At 48.9% G+C, this 23316-nt stretch carries 24 protein-coding genes and 2 pseudogenes; 11 read left to right on the top strand and 15 right to left on the bottom strand.

Annotation, left to right across the window (positions count from 1 at the left end):
• Positions 1 to 47 precede the first annotated feature (47 nt).
• The 11 genes from fliP to fliF form a co-directional block, all read right to left on the bottom strand.
• Entirely contained in the window at positions 48 to 812 is a 765-nt protein-coding gene (gene fliP / locus MFP24_RS21140; protein WP_249232667.1) for a flagellar type III secretion system pore protein FliP, read from the bottom strand.
• Complete coding sequence (gene fliO, locus MFP24_RS21145) at positions 809 to 1225, bottom strand: flagellar biosynthetic protein FliO (protein WP_249232666.1); 417 nt, start codon at positions 1223 to 1225, stop codon at positions 809 to 811. The genes fliP and fliO overlap by 4 nt, the downstream gene beginning before the upstream one ends.
• Entirely contained in the window at positions 1225 to 1638 is a 414-nt protein-coding gene (gene fliN / locus MFP24_RS21150; RefSeq protein ID WP_249232665.1) for a flagellar motor switch protein FliN, read from the bottom strand. Before fliN ends, fliO begins: the two co-directional genes overlap by 1 nt.
• Entirely contained in the window at positions 1631 to 2638 is a 1008-nt protein-coding gene (fliM, locus tag MFP24_RS21155) for a flagellar motor switch protein FliM (RefSeq protein ID WP_249232664.1), read from the bottom strand. Before fliM ends, fliN begins: the two co-directional genes overlap by 8 nt.
• Positions 2639 to 2644: 6 nt before the next feature.
• Entirely contained in the window at positions 2645 to 3124 is a 480-nt protein-coding gene (fliL, locus tag MFP24_RS21160) for a flagellar basal body-associated protein FliL (RefSeq protein ID WP_249232663.1), read from the bottom strand.
• Positions 3125 to 3278: 154 nt separating this feature from the next.
• Positions 3279 to 4688: a flagellar hook-length control protein FliK gene (locus MFP24_RS21165; RefSeq protein WP_249232662.1), complete on the bottom strand. Its 1410-nt coding sequence runs from the start codon at positions 4686 to 4688 to the stop codon at positions 3279 to 3281.
• The gene (gene fliJ / locus MFP24_RS21170; protein WP_249232661.1) at positions 4685 to 5128 is read right to left on the bottom strand and encodes a flagellar export protein FliJ; all 444 of its coding nucleotides are present in this window, start codon (positions 5126 to 5128) and stop codon (positions 4685 to 4687) included. Before fliJ ends, MFP24_RS21165 begins: the two co-directional genes overlap by 4 nt.
• Positions 5129 to 5185: 57 nt before the next feature.
• Entirely contained in the window at positions 5186 to 6562 is a 1377-nt protein-coding gene (gene fliI / locus MFP24_RS21175; RefSeq protein WP_249232906.1) for a flagellar protein export ATPase FliI, read from the bottom strand.
• Entirely contained in the window at positions 6562 to 7269 is a 708-nt protein-coding gene (gene fliH, locus MFP24_RS21180) for a flagellar assembly protein FliH (protein WP_249232660.1), read from the bottom strand. The genes fliI and fliH overlap by 1 nt, the downstream gene beginning before the upstream one ends.
• Positions 7262 to 8254 carry a flagellar motor switch protein FliG gene (fliG, locus tag MFP24_RS21185; RefSeq protein WP_249232659.1) on the bottom strand — a complete coding sequence of 331 codons (993 nt, stop codon included), beginning with the start codon at positions 8252 to 8254 and terminating at the stop codon, positions 7262 to 7264. Before fliG ends, fliH begins: the two co-directional genes overlap by 8 nt.
• Complete coding sequence (fliF, locus tag MFP24_RS21190; RefSeq protein ID WP_249232658.1) at positions 8251 to 9954, bottom strand: flagellar basal-body MS-ring/collar protein FliF; 1704 nt, start codon at positions 9952 to 9954, stop codon at positions 8251 to 8253. Before fliF ends, fliG begins: the two co-directional genes overlap by 4 nt.
• A 245-nt stretch (positions 9955 to 10199) precedes the next feature.
• On the opposite strand from fliF, the gene fliE reads away from it, so the two are divergent.
• Both fliE and MFP24_RS21200 read left to right on the top strand, forming a co-directional pair.
• A complete protein-coding gene (gene fliE, locus MFP24_RS21195; protein WP_249232657.1) occupies positions 10200 to 10517 on the top strand; it encodes a flagellar hook-basal body complex protein FliE in 318 nt (105 codons plus the stop codon).
• 31 nt (positions 10518 to 10548) lie between these two features.
• On the top strand, positions 10549 to 10821 hold the full coding sequence (locus MFP24_RS21200; RefSeq protein ID WP_249232656.1) for a DUF333 domain-containing protein: 273 nt from the start codon (positions 10549 to 10551) through the stop codon (positions 10819 to 10821).
• 50 nt (positions 10822 to 10871) lie between these two features.
• Here the strand turns inward: MFP24_RS21200 and fliT are convergent, their stop codons facing one another.
• The 3 genes from fliT to fliD form a co-directional block, all read right to left on the bottom strand.
• A complete protein-coding gene (fliT, locus tag MFP24_RS21205) occupies positions 10872 to 11249 on the bottom strand; it encodes a flagellar protein FliT (protein ID WP_249232655.1) in 378 nt (125 codons plus the stop codon).
• Positions 11250 to 11377: 128 nt separating this feature from the next.
• Positions 11378 to 11791: a flagellar export chaperone FliS gene (fliS, locus tag MFP24_RS21210; RefSeq protein WP_249232654.1), complete on the bottom strand. Its 414-nt coding sequence runs from the start codon at positions 11789 to 11791 to the stop codon at positions 11378 to 11380.
• 2 nt (positions 11792 to 11793) lie between these two features.
• The gene (gene fliD, locus MFP24_RS21215; protein ID WP_249232653.1) at positions 11794 to 13191 is read right to left on the bottom strand and encodes a flagellar filament capping protein FliD; all 1398 of its coding nucleotides are present in this window, start codon (positions 13189 to 13191) and stop codon (positions 11794 to 11796) included.
• A gap of 322 nt (positions 13192 to 13513) precedes the next feature.
• Between fliD and MFP24_RS21220 the strand changes: the two genes are divergently transcribed.
• From MFP24_RS21220 to MFP24_RS24295, 9 genes and pseudogenes are all read left to right on the top strand, one after another.
• Entirely contained in the window at positions 13514 to 14344 is an 831-nt protein-coding gene (locus MFP24_RS21220) for a flagellin N-terminal helical domain-containing protein (RefSeq protein ID WP_249232652.1), read from the top strand.
• A gap of 158 nt (positions 14345 to 14502) precedes the next feature.
• Positions 14503 to 18234 carry a glycosyltransferase gene (locus MFP24_RS21225; RefSeq protein ID WP_249232651.1) on the top strand — a complete coding sequence of 1244 codons (3732 nt, stop codon included), beginning with the start codon at positions 14503 to 14505 and terminating at the stop codon, positions 18232 to 18234.
• An 835-nt stretch (positions 18235 to 19069) separates the two neighbouring features.
• Positions 19070 to 19318 carry an AbrB/MazE/SpoVT family DNA-binding domain-containing protein gene (locus MFP24_RS21230; protein WP_249232650.1) on the top strand — a complete coding sequence of 83 codons (249 nt, stop codon included), beginning with the start codon at positions 19070 to 19072 and terminating at the stop codon, positions 19316 to 19318.
• Positions 19318 to 19662, top strand: coding sequence for a type II toxin-antitoxin system PemK/MazF family toxin (locus MFP24_RS21235; protein ID WP_249232649.1), 345 nt, complete (start codon positions 19318 to 19320; stop codon positions 19660 to 19662). Before MFP24_RS21230 ends, MFP24_RS21235 begins: the two co-directional genes overlap by 1 nt.
• A gap of 113 nt (positions 19663 to 19775) precedes the next feature.
• Positions 19776 to 20054, top strand: a pseudogene (locus MFP24_RS21240) (Rpn family recombination-promoting nuclease/putative transposase); the annotation flags it as partial.
• A 127-nt stretch (positions 20055 to 20181) separates the two neighbouring features.
• On the top strand, positions 20182 to 20742 hold the full coding sequence (locus MFP24_RS21245) for a hypothetical protein (protein WP_249232648.1): 561 nt from the start codon (positions 20182 to 20184) through the stop codon (positions 20740 to 20742).
• Positions 20743 to 20808: 66 nt separating this feature from the next.
• A complete protein-coding gene (locus MFP24_RS21250; RefSeq protein ID WP_249232647.1) occupies positions 20809 to 21054 on the top strand; it encodes a hypothetical protein in 246 nt (81 codons plus the stop codon).
• Positions 21055 to 21537: 483 nt separating this feature from the next.
• Entirely contained in the window at positions 21538 to 21780 is a 243-nt protein-coding gene (locus tag MFP24_RS21255) for a type II toxin-antitoxin system CcdA family antitoxin (RefSeq protein ID WP_249232646.1), read from the top strand.
• Positions 21780 to 22046 (top strand): annotated as a pseudogene (locus MFP24_RS24295) (CcdB family protein); the annotation flags it as partial. The gene MFP24_RS21255 and the pseudogene MFP24_RS24295, both read left to right, overlap by 1 nt.
• A gap of 40 nt (positions 22047 to 22086) precedes the next feature.
• Here MFP24_RS24295 and MFP24_RS21260 read toward each other — a convergent pair.
• Positions 22087 to 23249, bottom strand: a protein-coding gene (locus MFP24_RS21260; protein ID WP_249232645.1) for an IS3 family transposase whose coding sequence is annotated in 2 segments (ribosomal slippage) — positions 22087 to 22991 and positions 22991 to 23249 — 1164 coding nt in all. Because the reading frame shifts where the segments join, the coding sequence is not laid out codon by codon here.
• Positions 23250 to 23316 lie beyond the last annotated feature (67 nt).

Here is a 23316-nt window from a genome sequence, read left to right on the forward strand (position 1 = left end):
TCAGCGTTTCCTGTTTCCTGATTGTAGAAACGGTGATTGTAGAAACTCTAGCTGTAGAAACTCTGCGCCAGAGAACCTATTAATAACTGCCAGCCGTCGACAAGCACAAACAGCATCAGCTTAAAAGGCAACGACACGGTAGCCGGCGGAACCATCATCATACCCAGGGCCATTAAAACGCTGGCTACCACCAGGTCAATAATCAAAAAAGGAATGAAGATGGTGAACCCAATTTGAAAGGCGGTTTTCAGTTCGCTGGTAACAAAAGCCGGTATTAATATCCGCATCGGAACGGACTCTGGTCCTTCCAACGCCGGAATTTCCGCCAGTCGGGTAAACAGCGCCAGATCGGCTTCACGCGTTTGCCGCAACATAAATTCACGCAGGGGTTGAGCGCCGGTTTCAATCGCGGCTTCCATGGTGATCTCGTTTTGACTGAAAGGCAGATAAGCATCCTGATAGATTTTGTTAAGTACTGGAGACATAACAAAAAAGGTCAGAAACAGACTTATGCCCAGAATGATCTGGTTGGGGGGCGCGGTCGCGGTTCCGATAGCGCTGCGTAACAGACTTAACACGATAATAATGCGAGTAAAGCTGGTCATCATCAGTAACACCGCCGGTAGAAATGTCAGCGACGTCATAAAGACCAGCGTTTGTACCGGCAGCGACCAGCTTTGTCCCCCGTTGGGTAATGGTTGACTGATAATACCCGGTAATAGTGCCCATGCTGCTGGAGTCGTCAGGAAAAGCGTACCAATCAGAATCTGGAGGAACAACTTGGGGGATAATCGTTTTACAATAACATTCATGCCGATGTTTCCGGGCGTTTTAATACTTTTGACAGTAACTGACGAAAATCCGCCGCTTTATCTTTATTTGCATTGGTTGACTTATCTATGGGATGGGCGGGCAATGTCAGCAATGGTGAAATGTTCTGTGGCGTGACGCCCAGCACCAGCCAGTTATTGTCGACTTCAACAATGACGACCCGTTCCCGCTGACCGACCTGACAGGTAGAAACCACTTTCAATAAACGATTGTTGTGCGTATGTGTCGTCAGACCTAATTTTCGGATAATCCAGGCAAGCAACGCAATAAGCAGCAGAATGCCAACCAATACGCTGCCGACCTGAGACAGCAGCATCGTATTGGATATCGGCGGCGTTGCGGCGATAGTCGATACGCTCTCAACGGTCGCCGTGGGGATCGTCGTCTGACTCATCAGCGGCTCAGTCGGCGCATACGTTCGGAAGGGGTTATGATATCGGTGATCCGCACACCGTATTTATCCGCGACTACGACAACTTCGCCCTGGGCGATCAGATACCCGTTGATCAGAATATCCAGCGGCTCGCCGGCCAATCCCTCCAGAGGAACCACCGAACCTTGAGAAAGTTGCAGTAGTTCCTTGATAGTCATTTTTGTCCTTCCCAACTCAACGGTCAGTTTTACTGGGATATCCATGATCATATCAATATCCTGCAAAGCATTTGCTCCTTGCTGGGCAGAAAGATTATCAAATACGTTATCGGTGCTGGCTGTGCTTTTTTCCGCAGTCTGTTGCTCATTAAATGCATCAGCCCACAAATCGTCCACGGATCCCTTTTCTTCGGACGGTTTCTTGCTGTCACTCATTGGGCTGTCCCTCATCGTTCAAAGAATTCAAAATAGGATTAATTAAATGTTCAACTTTTAAAGCATATTGCCCGTCGGTTGTACCATACTGGCAGGTCAGGACCGGTACGCCGTCAACATGGGCGATCAACCGCTCTGGCTTGTCGATCGGCAGGATATCGCCAGGTTGTAACTGGAGGAGCTTGGAGATGCGTAAAGGAATATCCACAAAGCTTGCCACCAGCTCCAGTTCTGAATGTTGCACCTGTTTCGCTAATGCTTCTCGCCAGTTTTGATCTTCCTGGCGTGAGTTTTCCAGCGGCGGATTAACCAGGAGTTCGCGCAGCGGCTCAATCATGGCGAAGGGAATACAAATACTGAACTCCCCGGTTAATGAACCGATTTCCACATGAAAAGGCGTAGTCACCACTATATCGTTAGGTGAAGTGGTGATGTTGGTAAATTTTACCTGCATCTCCGAGCGGACATATTCTATATCCAGCTTGTAGATCGCCTGCCAGGCATCGCTATAGGCTTCCAGCGCAAGACGTAGCATGCGCTTAACGATTCTTTGTTCGGTATGGGTAAATTCCCGGCCTTCAACTTTGGTTGGAAACCGTCCATCGCCGCCAAACAGGTTATCGACTGCAATAAAAACCAGGCTGGGTGAAAAGACCAACAGCGCGGTTCCACGCAAGGGTTTCATGTGGATCAGGTTAATGTTTGTCGGTACCGGCAGATTTCGTGCAAATTCGTGATAAGGCAAAATTTTAATGGCGCCTACCGTAATATCAGGGCTACGGCGCAGAAGATTAAACAGCCCCATTCTGAACTGACGGGCAAAGCGCTCGTTAATAATTTCCAGGGCTTGCAAACGTTCACGAACAACACGACGCTGCGTGTTGGGATCATAAGGTTTTACGTCGCCCGCTACGGTGGCTACCGGGGTGTCATCCCCATCGTCGCTGCTGCCATTAAGCAGGGCGTCGATTTCAGCCTGAGAAAGAATACTATCACCCATAAATAATTACCGTAGTATGAACGCTGTGAACAGAACATCATTGATTGTTTGTTCCGCCTGTCCTGAGACTAAAGGGGGAGCAAGTACTTGTTTGATTTCTTCCACCAGTTGCTGTTTCCCTTGTTCTGTACTCAGGGAAGCTGAGTTTTGGCGGGATAATAGCAAAAGCAAACGACTACGCACTTCCGGCAAATAATTACTGAGCTGTTGGTGTGTAGCTTCGTCCGGCAATCTCAGAGTAAAGCCAACGTATAGAACCCGATCCAAATCATTGTCAGGGTTCTGTAAGTTAACGGTAAAAGTGTCAAGCGGCATAAAAACCGGCGCCGGTGGCGGCACAACTTTCAGCGCTTGCGTAGCGTCAGTAGGTGTATACAAAAACCACCATGCAGCGCCTCCCGCAATGGCCGTCAGCAACGTAATAACGATAAGCACGACCGGCCAGATTGAACGCTTTCGTCCCGAGGTGAGAGCTTGTTCAGACATAAGTAAAGATAATTCCTGTTACGTATTTGAAAGATGACATGAAAAAGACATCACCGACCTCATTTAGCCCAAGGTCGATTATCCCGTCTATTTTTTTCATCAATAGGACGAATAGACAAGGAAAATGAGGCTACCTTGGGTATTTATCGGCATCTTAAGCGAAGATATCAACCCCGGTAACGCCAGAAGCCATTTGTTGCAGGGAGGCCGGTACGTTCAGCGGCGTTGCTAATCCCTCCGATGACGTACCGTCAGACTGTTGCACAAAACCTGAATCAGACGTTTGCTGGTCTTGCGCCCAGCTCTGTGATGATTCGCTGCCCACGCTGGCCTGCCCTAAATCAATGCCGCTCTCCGCCAATGACGTACGCAGATGGGGCAGGGCGGCTTCTAAAGCCGCTCTAACCTGGCTGTGCGCGGACACGAAGTGGAGCTGGGCTTCGTTGTCGTTATTCAGCGTCAGGCTAATCTGCAAAGAGCCCAGTTCTTCCGGGTGCAGCCGAAGCCTGGCGTTCTGCTGGCCGTCACGGGCAAACAGGATAATCTGTTGGCCGAGCGTCTGATGCCAGGCTTCACTACCCATTTGCGCGTTCAGCATGGCGGTTGAAGTGGCAACAGTACTGGCTGCCGGAGCTGTTGCCGACAAGATCTGGGAAGGGGGGGGAATCAGCGGCGAAGTGTTACCGGCGGTATTGGCAGAAATCGACTCGCTGCTTCTGGCTGTGGCCGCCGAAAGCGCGGTATTACCAGCAGTGTTGTCGTTAGCGTCAGTAGAGAACCCGGTTTTTTTGCTAATTGCCGTATCGGCGCGATTGAGCTGACTGTTATCAGCGTCAGCGCCGGCCGTGATAAATGGCGTTAACGGCTTATCCGATTCCGTAGTCGTATCCGTTGTTGCAACTTCGCCCGTCAGCGTTAAGGAAACGGCAGCGGACTGTGCCGGCGTCAGCGTATCATTGACGACTGTTGTTGATGCGACAGATGGCGCATTGGTTTTTGTGGTTTGAACCTGGTTCAACATTGACAGCAATGACAGGGTAGCGGCATCCGGCGTATCGCTGGAGAGATCGTTCTCATCCTGATGGCCGGTTGTTTCCTGGGTAGTTGGTAGAAGGGCGCTATCAACGACGGATTCACTTGGTTCGTTCAACGCCAACTGAACATCATCTTCACCGCTAACTTTTTTTCCTTTATCCGACATCGCCATAGATGCATTTTTTAATGCGGAGGGCACGGGAATCAGATCGGCGTCAGCAGAAGCGTTTTCTGTTTCGGCAATGCCGGGTTTGTCGTCGTTATTGACATCATCCTGCCGAGAGGCTGTTTTATCCGCCTGCGGCTCTTTGGAACGTGATTGCGCCGATACGGATTCAGTCGCTTGTTGCTTATTAGCATTAGATGTCGTGCTATTGTCAGCGGACGTTGTCGCCGTGGATGGGCTGGCTTCTCTATGTGCTGATAACATCTGTTCGAAACTGCTGCCGGACTCAGACTGGCGCGTAGACGATAGGTCGGCTGACGCGCTGTTATTGGCAGCAACATTACTGACGCTGGAAAGATTCATGGATGCTTCCTCAGTGAGGCTCGTTGTGCAAATTCGTCCATCAGTTTCTGATCCTGACGGTTGGCGTGTATCAGGGCTTTTTGTGCCGAGCGATCCTGCAAGGTAATAAAAGCATTCAACCTCTGGTACTTGGCCCGCCAGGTCTGGGTTGCCTGCTGTAATTGCTGATTCCAGTGCGCAAGCTGTTTCCGATGCTGCTCTATCGCTTTTTCCAGCGTTAGCATAAATTGTTGATAATTATACCAGTTAGCGGAATTAATACCGCTACTCATGGTGGATTGTAATTGCTGACGGTAATCTGTCTCGTAGTCGAGCAACATCTCCAACTGCTTTTGGACATTCAGATGCGACTGACGAATTTTCCCCAGCAGTACAGCAGCATCATCAGCTTCTTGTTTAGCTAAATCGCGTAATGTATCTAAAGGTGATTGCGTTTTCATCTGACCCCACAGTGAAATATTCAAACTAATCCAATTAATTAACGTCAAAAAAAACCGTCAGCTTATATTGCCGGAAGAAAACAGAGTAAAAAGCTGATTTTGCGCATCTTCGTAGTTGCAACGTTCAAAAATTCCCTGCTTTAAAAACTTTTCCATATTGGGGTAGAGACTAATAGCACGATCAAGTAACGGATCGCTTCCCGCGGCATAAGCGCCCACGCTTATCAGGTCGTGGTTGCGCTGATAGCTGGAAAGCAACTGTTTAAATTGTTGCACTGTGGTGTAGTGCTTTTCATCTACCAGTGAAGTCATTGCCCGACTAATTGAGGCTTCAATATCAATAGCGGGATAGTGACCCGATTCGGCCAGATGCCGCGATAGGACAATATGGCCGTCAAGGATAGCCCGAGCCGCATCGGCGATGGGATCTTGTTGATCGTCCCCTTCCGTCAACACGGTATAGAAAGCGGTAATTGAACCGCCGCCATTAATACCGTTACCGGCCCTTTCCACCAGTGAAGGCAATTTGGCGAAAACGGATGGCGGATAGCCCTTGGTCGCCGGGGGTTCGCCAATCGCCAGCGCGATTTCACGCTGGGCCATTGCGTAGCGCGTGAGTGAATCCATAATCAGCAATACATGATGACCGCGATCGCGAAAGTCTTCGGCAATACGCGTTGCGTAAGCCGCCCCTTGCATACGCAATAAGGGCGATACGTCCGCCGGGGCGGCAATCACCACGGAGCGGGAGCGGCCTTCATCGCCGAGGATGTTTTCAATAAAATCTTTAACTTCCCGGCCGCGTTCTCCAATGAGGCCGACGACGATAACATCCGCTTTGGTATAACGCGCCATCATGCCGAGCAGTACGCTTTTCCCCACCCCGGAGCCTGCGAACAGGCCCATACGCTGTCCACGGCCAACGGTCAGTAACGCATTGATGGCTCGGACGCCGACATCAAGCACGCTGCTTATCGGGGTTCGCTGCAAAGGATTATATGGCGCGGAGGTCAGCGTTGCTCGGTAGCCGGTCTCCGGGGCCGGCAATCCATCAAGCGGTTTGGCTGTACCGTCCAACACCCGGCCCAGCAGTTCCGGCCCTAATGGCAGTTGTTTTCCCTGAGTGCTGCCATCGGCAGACTGACGAGCATACACACGGGCGCCCGGCGTGATCCCTTCCATTTCTTCCAGCGGCATCAGGAACAGCTTTTGCCCATTAAAGCCGACAACCTCGCTTTCCAGTTCTTTAATATCACTGCCGTACTGACGCTCTATCAGGCAGGTCGCGCCCAGCGGAAGATGTAATCCCGTGGCCTCCAGCACCAGACCGGTCGCCCGCACAAGTTTGCCGTAATGCCGGACCGAGGGCGTGGCGGCGATGCGTTTTTCATAGGCATCGATCGTAGACAGCCAGCGGGAGAGTCGGGATGTCATCATAATTCTCCCGGTGCCGCCAGACGGCACAATTCACGCCATCGGGTCGCCAGGCTGGCGTCGAGATCGCCTTCTTCGGCGCTGACTTTGCATCCGCCCGGATGTAGCTGATTGTCAGCCAGCAAACTCCACCCGTGCTTGCTGAGCGTAGCGCCAAGATGCTTTTCCACTTGAGCCAGATCAGAAGAATGCACCCGTAGCTGCGGTTTACCGCTGAACATAGGCTCTTGCTGAATAAATTGTTGAATCTGGCTGAGCAGCGCGGTGCCATCGCAAACCGGCGCCTGGCCAAGAACCTGCTTGGCGGCGGTTAACGCCAGTTGCATCAGACGGGCCGGGACGACCGAGTCCAATGAATCCAGCGTCTGCTGGAATTCAGTCACCATTTGTTGCAATTGGGCCACCATCGGGGATTGTTGTTGCTGTATTTCTTCCAGTCCTTGCTTTCTGCCTTCTTCCAATCCACGTTGATAGCCGGCGTTATAACCTTCCTGCTCGCCATGATTGAACCCGGCTTGTTGCGCTTTTTTTTCAACCCGCTCACGCAATTCGGCCAAATCTTCTTCAGTGAAAGATGGTGTGACGCCGGCGGATGGCGGGGCGTCATCTTTTTTTGCTGATGCAGGATGCGGATGAAACTCCTCGTGCGAGGAAAGATCATCTAACGACCAAGGCTGCCAGTTCATCCCTTTAATTGCATCAGACATAGGCATCCTCTCCGCCGCCAATCACGATTTCCCCGCTGTCTGCCAATCGGCGAACAATAAGCAGGATGGCCTTCTGTTCGCTTTCCACCTGAGACATGCGTACCGGGCCGCGAGTCGTCAAATCATCGCGCAGAATTTCAGCTGCGCGCTGGGACATATTCTTGAGGAATTTCTCGCGCAGCGGCTGTTCGGCGCCTTTCAGTGCAATAAGCAGCGATTCGGATTCCACTTCCTGCAACAGGCGCTGAATACTGCGGTCGTCCACATCCACCAGATTCTCGAACAGGAACATTTCATCAATAATTTTCTGCGCCAGTTCGCCATCGAACTCACGCACGGCATCAATAACGGCTTCTTCCTGCTGGGTTTTCATCAGGTTGATAATCTCGGCCGCAGTTCGGATACCGCCCATCTTGCTGCGTTTGAGATTCTGGCCGTCCAACAAGCCATTCAACACTTCCGTCAGCTCCGCCAGCGCGGCGGGTTGTACCCCGCCGAAGGTGGCGATACGCAGCATGACATCGTTGCGCAGGCGTTCGTCGAATAAGGCCAGAATATCGGCCGCCTGCGCTCGTTTCAGGTGCACCAGGATAGTCGCGATAATTTGTGGATGTTCTTCCTGAATTAAATCAGCAGCGCTCTGCGGTTCCATAAAGTTGAGCGTTTCCATTCCACTGGTGGTTTCGCGGCTTTCCAGAATATCTTCCAGCAGGCTGGAGGCACGCTCTTCGCCCAGCGCCTTGACCAATACGGAACGCAGGTAATCTCCGGCATTAATACCTAGCGCGGCGTACTGTTCGGAATCAACCTCGAACTCTTTTAATACTTCCGTTAGCTGCTGATGCGATATCTGCTTCATGCTGGCCATTGCCGCACTTAAATGCTGTACTTCTCTGGTTGAGAGATGGGTAAACACATCGGCAGCACGATCTTCACCAATGGTCATCAGTAGAATAGCGCTCTTTTCAGTTCCGGTCAGACTCATATTTCACCTCCCATCCACTGACGGATTACCAATGCAACCACACGGGGGTCATTTTCTGCCATGTCACGGATTCTCTGACTCTGGATTTCGGCACTAACTCTCTGTTGAGAACGTTTCTGCTGTTCTTGTTCATCTTTGCTCAATTTCACGATGACATCGGCATCGTTGTTTAGACCCGCCGCCGCTACCGGCGCATTCGCCACGGTTGCCTTGTCTTTATTCAGCAGTGGTTTAAGCAGTTTACGCCACAGGATAAAGGCGACGAGGGCGACAAGCAGCCAGCGTCCCGCATTCATTAAGCTGTCAAAGAAACTTTGCTGCTGCCAGAAGGGAAGCTCGCCGGCGATATTTTCTGTTTGCGTGAATGGCGTATTGGCGATATTCAGCGTATCTCCACGCTCGCTGGAATAACCCATTGCTTCACGAGTCAGCGATTCAATTTGCTTGATTTGCTCGTCAGTCAATGCGACGGGATTACCATCTTCCGACTGACGGTAGTTGACCACCACTGCGACAGAAAGTCGTTGCAGTGAACCGGCACTCTGTTTGGTATGACGAATAGTACGGTCGACTTCATAGTTGATTGTGGAGTCATTACGCGTGCTGGAAGGCGTAGGGGCCGTATTGGTATTGGTGGCGTTGGTATTTTGCGCATTGCCTGCATTGGCGTTGTTTGCATTGGCATTGGCGTTATTGGCCGGTGTCGTTATCGGCGCCGTTGGGGCTGGAGCCGGTTGGTTTGAAAGTGCGCCAGGCACGCCGCCGACCATGCCGTTTCCTCTTTGCTCGCTGTTGCTGCTCTGTTGTGAACGCACTGCTGCCTGATTCGGCGCTTGGTTGGGCTGATATTGCTCGTCGGTCTGTTCCCGGCTGGAAAAATCAAGCTGGGCCGTTACCTGCGCATGGACATTGCCAAGGCCGACCACCGGAGTCAGAATCGCTTCAATACGGCGCTGATAAAGATTTTCAACTTCTGCGGTAAATTTCAGCTGCGCAGTATTCAGATCGCGGCCGCTGCTGTCAGACTGGGTCAGCAGACGCCCGTTTTGGTCGACGATGGTGACATTGTCAGGGGGTAAACCTGATACGCTGCTGGAAACCATATAGACAATGGCGTTGATCTGCCCATCATCCAGCGCTCGGCCTGGTTGCAAATTTAGCGTCACCGACGCGGACGGAGATTTCTGTTCACGAACAAACAATGACGGCTTGGGAATAGCCAGATGAACGCGCGCGTTTACCACCGGTCCCAGCGTTTCTATAGTACGTGACAGTTCGCCCTCCAGCGCTCGCTGGTAGTTGACTTGCTCACTGAATTGACTAATACCGAATTTTTCCTGGTCGAGCAGCTCAAAACCAACTGCTCCGCCTTTAGGCAACCCCTGTTGTGCCAGGCGCAGGCGGGTTTCATGTATCTTATCGACGGGGATCAGCAACGCGCCGCCGTTATCTGCAAAGCGGTAAGGAATATTCATTTGCCCAAGTTGAGCAACAATACTTCCGCCGTCACGATCGTTCAGGTTGCTGTACAGTACCCGGTAATCAGGTGTTTGTGCCCATAAAATCAATGCGGAAACAACGGCAAGAGCTGCAGCTGCAGCAACCAACAATGGAATTTTGGGATTAGCACGCAAAGAGGAAAGCATTGCAGTAAATCCGTTTTTGTTAGCCGCGTTCAAACTGCTTTTCACGGTGCTCATTCGTATTCCCTGCTAGAAATTGACAAATTGATAATGAATGTTGATAACAAAACAAACTCCAAGATGAGCAATGCCCGATACGCATTAACATGGATGTCACCCAAATGGTGGGCTTTACATTATTTCCTCGGGCCGGAAAATTTGATTGCCGAATTAGCCGGGTTTTTCATAGCTATTTAACGGCTTAGAACCTCTTTGATTCTGATATGTTATCCACTGGTAATTTACCTATGCGGAGGTGAGAGATGGCGGTGGAAGGCATTGCTTCAGTGGTGGCGCAATTACAGGCCACGGCGCTTCAGGCCACGGGCAGCGAAGCCAAGGTTCCGGTTGCCGCGGGCGCCGGGTTCGCGGCGGAAATGAAATCGGCGTTGGGCAAGATTAGCGAACAGCAGCAGGCTGCCCGCACCCAGGCGCAGGACTTTGAGCTGGGTAAACCGGGAGTTGCGCTCAATGATGTGATGGTCGATCTGCAAAAGGCCTCGGTTTCAATGCAAATGGGCATTCAGGTGCGTAATAAGCTGGTTACCGCTTATCAGGAAATTATGAGTATGAACGTTTGATGACGGTACCCCTATCTTTGAGAGCTTGACAATGAATACCCTGATAAGAACAGTCATGACCTGCATGTTGACCGCGTTGTTTTCTGTCGCCTGCGCGGCGGCGGACAGCCAGCAGTCGGTCACAAAAACCACTTCGGGCGTACAAAATGTGGCGGCGGCTTGGTGCGAGAAAAAAGGCGGTAAAGTGATAACCATCAAGACAAACGCCAGGTCAGCTACTTCTACGGGCCGCGCGACCAAATGCCTGCTACCCAGCGGCGAGCTTATCGATCAGTGGAAGCTTTATAAGCGCGATAATGAATAAGAAATCCGTCGTATTTTGGCTATAGTTCGCAGGCCATTGATCATGAATGTTTATTCTTCGCTTATTTTTCCCGGCAACATTGATTGCCTGTCGGCGAACTTGTTATAAGCAGAATTAACCGAATGCTGCTGAGTTGAAACACTCATTAGACCTTTTAGATCGCTCATCCTTGCTTGCAATAGTTTTTTTACCTCTTGTTCATTATTCAGGATCCGTTGCAGGCTGATTTTTATTTTTTGCTGTTCATCTGTTGACAATTCGATAGCGCTATTGTCATTCAAATGAGAAAGTTTCTCTACCGTGATGATATAGCGGTGCGAAAAATCGATCAATTTATCCCATTCGGCTTTTTTGGCAAGCAACAAACACTCATTACTTAAGGTAAGTAACTGCTGGTACAGTGATAGTATCGCTTCGCTGGCATTCATCAACGTGATCTCAAAATAAATTTTAGGACAAATAATAACAATTATCCCAATGATACTGTACTCAGACAGTCATAAACTAACACGAAACAGCGTTATTATGGTCAGATAGTCACAAACGGCCTGAATCATTATACAGTCTGGTCAGTATTGGCAGTATCTGGCGATATTTGTTTCCATGAATCGGCAATACCGCGCAATAAGCCAAGAACTTCTTGTATTGCTTGTTCATCGTTATACCGATTCGCATGCAGCAATCTACGTATCATATAGTCATACAATGCGGCCAGATTATCACTTATCTCACCTCCTTTTTCGCGGTCCAGGCTGGCCAATAGTCCATTGCTGATAATATTAACCGCTTTGGTGATTGCTTTTCCTTTAGCGGACGTTTCTTTCTGCTGTATATGTATTCCCGCCCGAACAAGGGAACTGATCGCACCCTCAAAAAGCATGGTAATCAGTTTGTGGGGACTGGCGCTCATTACGCTGCTTTGTAGTCCCACTTGCGCATAGGCCTGCGTTCCATAAATCATCGTTGTCATAATCAGTCACTGCTGCTCAGTTGTTCAAAGACATTGGTCAGATAGGTACTGGTGGAATCCAGTTCGGAAATCAACACGTCCAAAGCGGTGAACTGCGCGGTATAACGCGCCATTATGGCTTCAATGCGCGCTTCAGTCGCTGTTTTTTTGGCTGTAAGTTTCTGCTGGATCTCGGTAATGCCGTCAAGGGCATTATCGATAAGGCCATCATCCGCGGTGTAAGTTTCGATAGTGGATACCATCAGTGTGGCCAGTCCGCTGGTAGAACCATCGCCAACAAAAAACGCCTTAACGTCATCCGCATTTTCACTCAGCGCTGAGCTTAAAGCGCTTGAATCGATAGATATCGTACCATCACTGTTGCTTACGGAGATCCCCAACTGGCTAAGAACCTGATAGGTATTGTTATCCTGCCCCGCGCTGAGCAGAGATTTCAGCTTGTTTTTCACCCCACGCAGAAGCGAATCGCCTATCAGGGCGCCATTATTGGTGCTGCTATCGTCGTCAGTGGCGTACTCTTCGTTATAAGCCGTCAACGTAGTAAAGGTGCTTAACAGGCTGTTATAGGTATCCACCCAGGTTTGAATTGCCGTGGTGAGTTCGTCTGTATTTGCGCTGACGGTAAGTGTTTCCGTTGAGGTGGACACTGCAGTCAGCGTCAGAGTGACTCCTTCGGAGGGCACATCGGTAATGGTATTACTGCTGCGGGTAACGGATATACCGTTTACCGTCAGCTCGGCATCTTGTGCCGCCACCGCTTCGCTCATGGCGCCGGAAGCAGTAGTGCTGTCATAACCGATAATGCTATTCAACGTATCGTCAGTGCTGCTGATGGTCATGGTGGAAGCTTCACCAGTATCGTCAGAGGTGAGCACCAACTGATAGCTGCTGTCGCCGGATTGGATCACGCTGGCGGTAACGCCTGCCCCGGCGCTGTTGATGGCACTGACTAATCCATTAAGGCTGGTTTGATCGGCTGTCAGGCTGATTTCGGTGGTGGTACCGCCCACGCTGATGGTCAGCGTGCTGTCTGAACTGCTGAGTGCGCTGGTTTTATCACTTTGTGTACCGCTGACCAACGACTGGGCTGTGGCCAGTTGGGAGACATTGATACTGTAACTGCCGGTTACCGCATCTGAGGTGGCAGAGGTAGAAAACGCTGTGTTGGTCGTGGTGGCTTTACTGTTGTAAAGCGAGCTGTCTGTCAGCGCGTCTGCTGCAGAGGATAACGTTTCCAGCGCACTGCTTAGCGTATTATAGGCTGTGGTTTTGTTGGTATAAGCCGTTTGTTTATTTTCTATAACGGTTACTTTCTGATCTTCAACAGCCTGCAGTTTTTCGAGGATAGAAGTGAGATCCAATCCAGAGCCGACTCCCAGCGAGGAGGTAACTGATGCCATAATCGATATCCTTTAATTAATCGAGCTTAAAGTGGTGCATTTTCCTGTTATCGGCGTGGTGCGATAAAAGTTTATGGTTTTTTGCCTATACCTGTTTCAATTTGTCATCTGACAGCATACTGACATAAAGGAGATGGTTTCATAAATAATAGAAAGAGAATGTGGGGATGTGGCAGCAGAAAAATTTTTAAAAGAATGGCTAAAGGTTGGATAAGGGGAGCCGATACCTGTCAGTGACGGTGGTTGACACCGTAGGCAATTCGGCCTGAACCTTTAATTTTGAGCATCCGGTTTTCGCTGGGTGGATAAAAGGAACCTACTTATGGCAATTTCAGTATTAACTAATAGTATTTCTCTGACTGCGCAGAACAACCTGAACTCTTCCCAGTCCAAACTGGGTCAGGCTATCGAACGCTTATCTTCCGGTTTGCAAATCAACAGCGCTAAAGATAACGCTGCTGGTCAAGCGATCGCCAACCGTCTGCAATCCAGCATCAACGGTTTGAATCAGGCCGCAACCAATGCCAACGACGGTATCTCCCTGGCGCAGACTGCGGAAGGCGCACTGGATGAAATCAACGATAACTTACAGTCTATCCGTACCTTGGTCGTTCAAGCGGCTAACGGCACCAACTCTACCAGCGATCTGGCTTCTATCCAGGAAGAAATCACCGCTCGTCTGGCTGAAATCGATCGTATTGCTGAGCAGACCTCTTATAACGGCAAAGATCTTCTGAATACCGATAACACGACCATTTCCCTGCAAATTGGTACTGAAGATGGTCAGACCATCAGCTTCACGCTGAACAGTGCTTCTTCTGCAAATCTGGGTTCTGGCGTCGCAACTCTTGATGTTACTACTGCTGACTTCGCCAGTGGTACTACTTTGGCAGAGATTGATGCCGCAATTTCTGAAGTTGACTCCCAGCGTTCCAGCTTAGGTTCTATCCAGAATCGTCTGGAATCCACTATCAACAACCTGACTTCAACTACGACCAATTTGAGTGACGCACAGTCCCGTATTCAGGATGCCGACTATGCGACTGAAGTATCAAATATGAGTAAGGCGCAGATTTTGCAGCAGGCCGGTGCTTCCGTGCTGTCGCAGGCCAATGCCGTACCGCAGATCGCTCTGACGCTGCTGCAAGGTTAATAATCAGTATTTCTCGTTATGAAAATCAGAACCCTGCTCCGGCAGGGTTTATTTATCAGTAAAAAAGTACCGCTTTTATGGGTTAAATGCCAAATTAGAGCAGCTGATCTAGTGCGTCAGAATAATCAGACATTATTACAATGAGTAAGGAACCTGCAATGCCAAGGGTATTAATCAGCACCAATCATCTGGTTTATTTCGGCGGAAGCGAGATCGTTACTCTGGAACTTGTAGAGCAATTTCTAGACTATGGTTGGCAAGTGGATGTTTATACCCACTATTTAGCAGGTGATATTAAAAATGAATTCGCACTATTATTGCAAAATGACCGGTTATTCATTTCTGCTGATTGGGAGGATGAATTTCAGCATGACTATGACCTTCTATGGATACAACATTCGACGTTTAATGCCCCTTTACTGAGAAGGTTAACTACCTCAGCTCTTAAGACAAGAGTGATCTTTAACCATATGTCGTCCTTTGTTGCTCTGGAGATGCCGGTCGACAGCGAAGCGGAGAATCGCCTTGCCGATATCGTTCTTGCTGTATCGCAGGAGTGCAAAACAGTATTATGTAAACAGGGGATTGCGGCAGAAAAAATAACTTTATTTGATAATCCAGCTCCTGACAAATTTAAACGTGAAAAAAATGGCAAAGATATCTCTGGTAATATAAAAAATATACTGATTGTTTCTAATCATCCCCCTGAAGAGTTATTGGTAGCCAGAGAAAAATTTATGCAGTTAGGAATTGGTTGCGCTCTGGTTGGATTGCGAAGTGGGAACTCCGTTCGTATCACACCGGAGCTATTGTCTGACTACGATGTGGTGATCACTATAGGGAAAACTGTGCAGTATTGCTTTTCGACTGGAGTAGTGCCCTACCTTTATGATCATTTTGGTGGTGAGGGTTATCTTAATGCTGAAAACCTTATCGAGGCGGCACACTATAATTTTTCCGGACGTAGCAATAACCGCAAGTTAAGCGCTGAAGATATTGTAGATGAAATTATAGGTGGCTATACGTCGGCTGTCAGTTATATCAGAGAGAACCAACTAATTTTTGAACAACGCTGGAGTCTGAGTCGCCAGTTGCATCAACTATTGACACAATTGCCGGATAAAAGCAGAAAGTTTTTATATATTCCAGAATCGAAAAAATTTATGCAACGCGCCATTGAACAAAAATCGTCCAGGAGTATCCAGGTAGAAAATAAATCCATTCCGCAACTGTTGGATGAGCGGGTACCCAGTACTAGTGAATTGTCGCTGATTCAGGATTATCTGAATCAGAATCGCATAGGTCGTGATATCGCTATTTTTATTCTGGATTTACAAGGTAATGAAGTCAGCGTCCAGCAAACATTGGCCAGTTTATATACGGATCTGAATTATCAACGGGTTCTCTGTCGCTCGATAGTTTTTTCTGTGGCGAAGATGAGAGAGGTTGTGGAGGATAATGTTCAGTTTTATCATATCACCCATGATGACTTTGTTGATGTGTTGAATCAGGTTCTACGCGAATTGCCGTTCGACTGGTTGATGTTGGTTACTGCTGGAGAGCGGTTTACTGTGAGTGGCTTGCTGATGGCCAGCCAGGAACTGTTGGCTGCGGGGGAATGTCATGCTGTTTATAGCGATGAAATCATGCTCGGTGATGATGGTGCTCCAATGCTTTGTTGCCGACCCGATTTTAATCTGGATTATCTGCTTAGCTTGCCATCAGTAATGGATAAACACTGGTTTTTTAACCGTCAGGCTTTGTTGGCGCTAAATGGATTTGATAAAACCTTTGCTGGTGCTCTGGAATTTGAATTGATCGTTCGATTGATTGAACAGTTGGGAGTGGGGGCGATCGGCCACTTGGATGAGTATTTAATTATCTCCCCAGCGCAGAAAGTAAGTACTCAACCGGATGAAGTTCGGGTGCTGGAACGCCATCTACAGCGCCGTGGTTATCCTAATGGAAAAGTTACGACACATTTGCCGGGGCATTATCGCCTGCAATATGGCCATCAGCAACAGCCATTGGTTTCCATTATTATCCCAACCAAAGATCAATTGCCAAGGTTGGTGGCCTGTGTGGCCAGCCTGATGGAAAAGACCAGCTACAAAAACTATGAGCTGCTGCTTGTTGATAACAATAGCGAAACACCTGAAGCGCAGTCTTGGCTTAACAGTGTGGCGCAGGTTGATCCCAAACGTATCAGGGTACTGCGTTATCCTCACCCATTTAACTATTCTGCCATGAATAACCTGGCCGCTAAGGAAGCTCAGGGAGAATATCTACTGTTGCTGAATAACGACACAGCGGTGATTCAGGCTGACTGGTTGGATAATATGCTTAACCATGCCTTGCGACCGGAGGTGGGCATTGTTGGCGCCAAGTTATTTTATCCTGACGGGCGTATTCAACATGGTGGTGTAGTGTTGGGGATGACTGACGTGGCCGACTCCTCGTTTATTGGTATGCCGGGTAACAGTGCTGGCTATATGCAACGCCTGATGGTGGATCAAAACTATAGTGCGGTCACGGCGGCTTGTTTAATGATCCGCAAGTCGGTCTATTTTGAGATGGAAGGGCTGGATGAGCTGGTGCTTAAGGTATTATTTAATGATGTGGATCTGTGTCTTAAAGTACGAAGACGAGGATACCTGATTGTCTGGACTCCTTTTGCGCAATTAATTCATGAGGGGAGCCTCAGCCAAAAAACCGTTGATAAGACAATTTATAAGAAGAAACAACCACTCATTATGAATGAACAGCACCACATGTTCAAACGCTGGTTACCTGAGATAGCCAATGATCCTGCCTATAGCCCTCATCTATCATTATGTAAGCCAGGTTTTTATCCGGATCCACATGGAGCCTTAAGCTGGCGCCCACTCTCCTGGCGGCCACTGCCAGTTGTGATGGCTCATGCGGCTGACTATTGGGGATGTGGTCATTATAGAGTACGGCAGCCCTTGGTCGCGCTGAAAGAGGCTAATTTGATCGACGGTACACTAGCCGACAATTTACTGGCAATACCGCAACTGGCGCGCTATGCGCCAGATGTGATGATTTTTCAGCGCCAGTTACAACCTAGTTTCCATTTATGGGCTGAGCGGTCTAATCAATTGAATCATAGCTTTAAAATTTTTGAATTAGATGATTATTCACCTAATCTGCCTTTAAAAAATATTCATCGCCAGCAAAATGACCAGCCTAAAGACATTATTAAACGATTACGTAAGAGCTTGAGTTTTGTAGATCGTTTTGTAGTATCAACTCAGCCGCTGGCTGAAGCATTTTCTGGTTTGCACCCGGATATTCGAGTGGTGGAAAATAGGCTTCCTGTTCTGTGGTGGAACGATAAGCAGGGATTACGACGGCAGAGTAACAAGCCGCGTGTTGGTTGGGGTGGGGGGCTAAGTCATACTGGTGATCTGGAACTAATTACCGATATCGTGCGCGATCTGGCCGATGAAGTAGAGTGGGTATTCTTCGGCATGTGCCCGGAAAAACTGCGCCCCTATGTGCATGAATTCCATCGCGGCGTAGAAATCGATCTCTATCCGGCCAGGCTGGCGTCGCTGAACCTCGACCTGGCGCTGGCGCCGCTGGAAGATAACCTGTTTAACCGCTGCAAAAGTAATCTGCGCCTGCTGGAATACGGCGCCTGCGGTTTCCCGGTCATCTGTACCGACCTCGACCCGTATCAAGGCGATCTGCCGGTTACGCGGGTACGCAACCGTTATAAAGACTGGATGGACGCGATTCGTATGCATCTGGCCGATCTGGATGCCAGCGCGCAAATGGGGGATGCGTTGCAGACCGCGGTGAAACGCGACTGGATGCTGACAGGCGACAATCTGGCGTTATGGCGTAAGGCGTGGCTACCGGATTGATAGAGTAAATATGGGGGAAACCGATGCTGGGTTTCTCTCCATAAAGGAGATGCTGTGAATGGGGAGATGAAAGAAGGTTTTAAATACACTCGACCATTTGTAACCAATCATTGGGATTCGTATTTTCTTAAATTAATCCTATTGGTGGTAATGATCATGATAGGGTTATTAATTGTTTCTCTATTTTTGCTCTGGTTCGAATGTAGAAGTTTGTTTTTTACCTCTATTCCAGACGTTTTTTTTATCTATTAAGCTTTTTCTTTCTGATATTCGTAAGTTATGGAGTGATGATTGCTTTTTTATTATATGCAATCTTATTTTCTCATCTATAATGATGATGTATTTAATATTAAATGCCAGAGCTCGAGTGGCAAAATATGCAATTTCATTGATAGACGCTGCGCTTGAGATAAAAGAAAAGGGAAAGGATGAGCATGCCTGATGAGTTATATTACCAAGTGTAGAATAATGCGGGAAGGAGTGCTTTACCCGACACTTTCTTGGTGAGGTAACGTACATATGCGGTGATATTTTTTCGGCTGACTTTCCGATTCTTATTTTCCCTCCGGCCATACGTATTTTTATCCGTTATCCTGTAACTCTAACGAAATAGCCTGAACTGGTTGGATGGCTTTCACGATCCGCGATGGTAACGGGCGACCACCACCACAGGGATGCGGCGGCATACGGCCTCACGATGCGATCTTCAAACAATTTCTCAGTGGTATCGATATCACCTGATATTTCCTTATTTACCCCGAGCGTATCTACAATGTTGATACTTATATTGCTTTCTGTATACTCATCGTAGATACTCTATGAAATAGGAGGAAGCATGCGTACTCAGGCCGTATTACAAAAATGGGGAAATAGCATTGCCTTGCGCTTGTCCGGTAATCTCAAAACTATCCCCAATTTTGAGGTCGGCGACACCGTTGACATCGAGATTAGCGAGAAAGGGCTCATTATTCAGAAGGCGATGAAACGTCAGCTCCGCGAGGCGGATTTACTCGCCTGGCTGTCGGCATATAGCGCTCATGCGGATGAATTGGCAGCCCCGTCTGATGGGGAGGTGACCTACTGATGTTTATCCCTAAACGAGGTGATATTTGTTGGCTCGATTTTGAGCCTACAAAAGGGAAAGAAATCGGTAAGTATCGCCCGGCTCTGATTTTATCTCATGAAACATATAACCGGCTGACAGGACTGATAATTTGCTGCCCTGTCAGCACCAGCGTACGTGGTGCCCCCACAGAGGTTCCAGTAACAAATCTCGAACAGCCTTGCGTGGTAGCGACAACCCTGGTGCAGACGCTTGACTGGCGTCAGTGCAAAGCAAAATTAATCACTACGGCTGAGGATGGTCTCTATGATGAGGTGTTATTGCGCCTTATCCCGCTTATTGGCGGAGAACATCTTTTGTCATAACGGTGATTGGTTTATTTTCTGCGAAGCTTCTCCACACTTTTCACCATTGCGCTTCCCTGATATTGCCGATCCGTTATGGTAACGGGCAATCACCATCACAGGGACGCTGCGCCATGCCATCGCACGATGCGATCTTTAAGCAGTTTTTCGGCGATACCGAAATCGCGCGCGATTTCCTTTCTATCCATCTGCCGTCGGAAATCCGGCAACACTGTGATTTCACTACCCTGCAACGAGAGTCCGCTTCGTTTGTGGACGAGGAGCTGCGCTCGCGGGTGTCGGATATGCTTTATTCCTGCTGTACCACGCAGGGGAAAGGTTATATTTATTGCGTTATTGAGCACCAGAGTTCGCCGGAAAGGCTGATGGCGTTTCGGCTGCTGCGCTACACGACTATACAATTTGTTCCCGGTAATCTGTACCGATCTCGACTCGTATCGGGGTCATCTGTCTGTTACACGAGTACGCAACCGCTATAAAGACTGGATAGATGACATCATACTATGGACGGTGGAAGTTGTGCCAAGAATCGATGAACTAGAAGATATTGGAAATCAAGCGATAGAAAGCACTAACCTGTTTTTCCATCGTACCAATAGCCCATTATCAATACATCGTATGACAGAGAGTGATGTGCGGTGGTGTAATTCAAGGTCAATGATGTCTGAAAACCATCTAGCTTGGTTAAGTATTAAAGATGGTTTACATCGAGAAGACAGTTATAGCTTCTGTTTCAAACTCCAGGATGGCGTTGTACCTGACCGACCTGAAGGTGGTTGCGTCTGCTCTTTTAGCATCCACAACGGAATAATGACGGTCGAAATGATACAAAATTTTGACCTGGATGACGGAGCGCTTTCTGGCAGGATGATGGAGTTAAGTCAGATAGCAATACTTTTCTTTATGCTCAAGGCGGAGGGAACCGGTGTTTATATCGAGAATCCAGTGAACGATCAGGTTCGCGATTACTATGTGGATGTCTGCGGATACGATTACGCTAACGATGAAGGAACGCTTTTGTATCGTTCGGTAGAGGACATACTCAACGGGTATCAAGAGTTACAACCGGGGGCTGAGTGATGTTTGATAATGGACACATTTTGAGCGACAATGAAGCCAACGAAGCAATGTGGAGGTGCGTACAACATGGCTACCAAACGTAAAATAACAGCAGCGGTAACTCCTGCAGGCGTTAGTTCCGCCCATTCCGCTGGTCGCCGTCGCGTTCTGTCGCCTTCCGATATAGCTAATAGTAAGCCTGTGAAGATGACCAGCCAGGAACTTCTTGAGGTGTTTGTTGCAGCAGCCCCCGCGCTGGACGGCTTTCCCAAAGCCCCTAAAGGAGAAGCCGCAGGTCGAAAGGTTTCCGTTCCCCCGTCCGAAGCGACATAATTGATTGCTTCTAGGAGAAAAGGCCGCTTAGGTGGCTTTTTTAGTCTGATAGTAATTGCTTTTTCATCAGAATTATTCGACAAATTTCTCAAGTGCTTCTGGCATTGATAATGCGCGCTATGCCGATGGTCGATACGCTACGTAAATCCACTTGGGTGGTTTTCATTTTTAAATCATGAATCATGCTTTCACACAAATGATTGGGTTTGAAGAGAGGCAAAGGGTAAACGGGTGACGAATAATTTTTTGCGTAGCGCCTCCACACTTTTTATCGTACCGCTTCCCTAAGATTGCCGAACTGGTAAGTTGGCGGGGAATCAATCCCCACAGGAGCGCGGTGCCTTGCAATCGAAATCCGTCTGTTGTGTTGGGTATTACCATAACAGAACTAGTCTGTTTGCCTGAGCTTTCATCTGATCCCTTGAAAAGACACATTTGCTGTGTCATAAACGATCGCATTGATGATACGTATCGGGAGTGTGTATGAGTGGTATCAATAGTTCAACGGCTAAAAAGAGAGCAAATGTTACCGTGAATGCAGCGCTTCTGTCTGAAGCTAAAGCCTGTGGGATCAACCTTTCCTCTCTGCTTGAGGAGTCGCTTAAAGAAAGATTGCGTCAGCATCGTCGCCAAAAATTTATTGCTGAAAATAAAGAGGCTTTTGAGTCTCATAATACATTTTTAGCAGCTGCCGGATTATTTTCTGACGGTCACGGAGTGCTTTGATGGCACAGTTTGATGTTTACCGTAATCACGGCAAGGGGAAAGACTTTTACCCTTATTATATTGACATTCAAAACGGTCTTTTCAATGCGTTAACCAGTCGTGTGGTCATCCCCATGACAGATATTAAAAATATATCGCCAATCAGAGGATTACATCCTGTGATTATTCTACAGGGAAAACAGTATGTGATAGTCACTGACCTGATGACCAGTGTAATAGACAAGGATCTCAAACAGACTCCTGTGACCAATGTTGTATCGATTAGGAATGAGATTATGATCTTGCCCAGCAACGGTGGACACTGCCTTAAGCGAGGTTTCTTTCCTCAAATTGCACCGGGCTTAGCCCGCCGTTGGCACTATGCCGTCGGTGCCGATTGTAGTCTATCTCGATATACTCGAATACCGCCGATTTCATTTCCTCCCGTGTGTTGAACCTCTCACCGTGGATTAGCTCCACTTTCAGGCTGTGGAAGAAGCTTTCCGCACAAGCGTTATCGTAGCAACAGCCCTTCGCGCTCATACTGCATATCAGTCCATTGTCTTTGATAACACACTGATAATCATGGGAACAATACTGGCTCCCTCTGTCAGAGTGAACTATCACGCCGCGCGGCATCTTTCGCCGCCACAGCGCCATTTTCAGCGTATTGCACGCCAGCTCCGCCGTCATTCGTTCCGACATCGACCAACCCACCACCCGACGCGAATACAGGTCGATAACCACCGCCAGGTACAGCCAGCCTTCCTCTGTCCACAGGTAGGTGATATCCCCAACGTACTTCTGGTCCGGTCCCGTGGCACTGAAGTCCTGTTGCAACAGGTTCGGCGCCACCGGCAGGTTATGCCGGCTGTTTGTCGTGGCTTTGAACTTGCGCGCCGCTCTGGCCCGTAATCCCTGACGTCGCAGACTGGCCGCCACCGTTTTACGGTTCCAGCCATGGCCGGCTTCACGCAACGCCTGCGTCAGGCGGGGCGCGCCATAGCGCTGTTTGGCCTGTATAAAAGCTTGCGCCACCCGCTCATCACACTGCTGGCGGCGCATCTGCCGCGGCGAGGGGGATTGCCGGCGCTTCAGCCAGGCATACCAGCCGCTACGAGAGACACGCAGTACCCTGGCCAAACTTTTCACTGAGAACGCCGCCTGATGCTGTTGTATAAAACCGTACTTCACTTCAGGCGTTTGGCGAAGTAGGTGGCCGCCTTTTGGAGGATAGCCAACTCCTCATCCCGCTCGGCGAGTTGACGTTTAAGGCGGGCATTTTCCGTAGCCAGTTGCTGCTCACGCTCAGAGGTGGAGCCGTGCTGACGTTGTTTACTGCGCCAGGCGTAGAGTTGAGAGTCGTACAGGCCGAGCTCCCGGGCGGCTTTGGCCACGCCGATGCGATCAGCCAGCACCAGCGCCTGCTGGCGAAACTCCGGGGTATATTGATTACGGGATGTCTTCTTCACAGATTTTGCTTGCGTCATGGTTCACCTTGTTAACGATTTTACTCGCTTAACAGCGTGTCCACCATTCGTGGGTAGGATCAAGTAA

Source organism: Brenneria tiliae, assembly GCF_023347575.1.
GTDB lineage: Bacteria > Pseudomonadota > Gammaproteobacteria > Enterobacterales > Enterobacteriaceae > Brenneria > Brenneria corticis.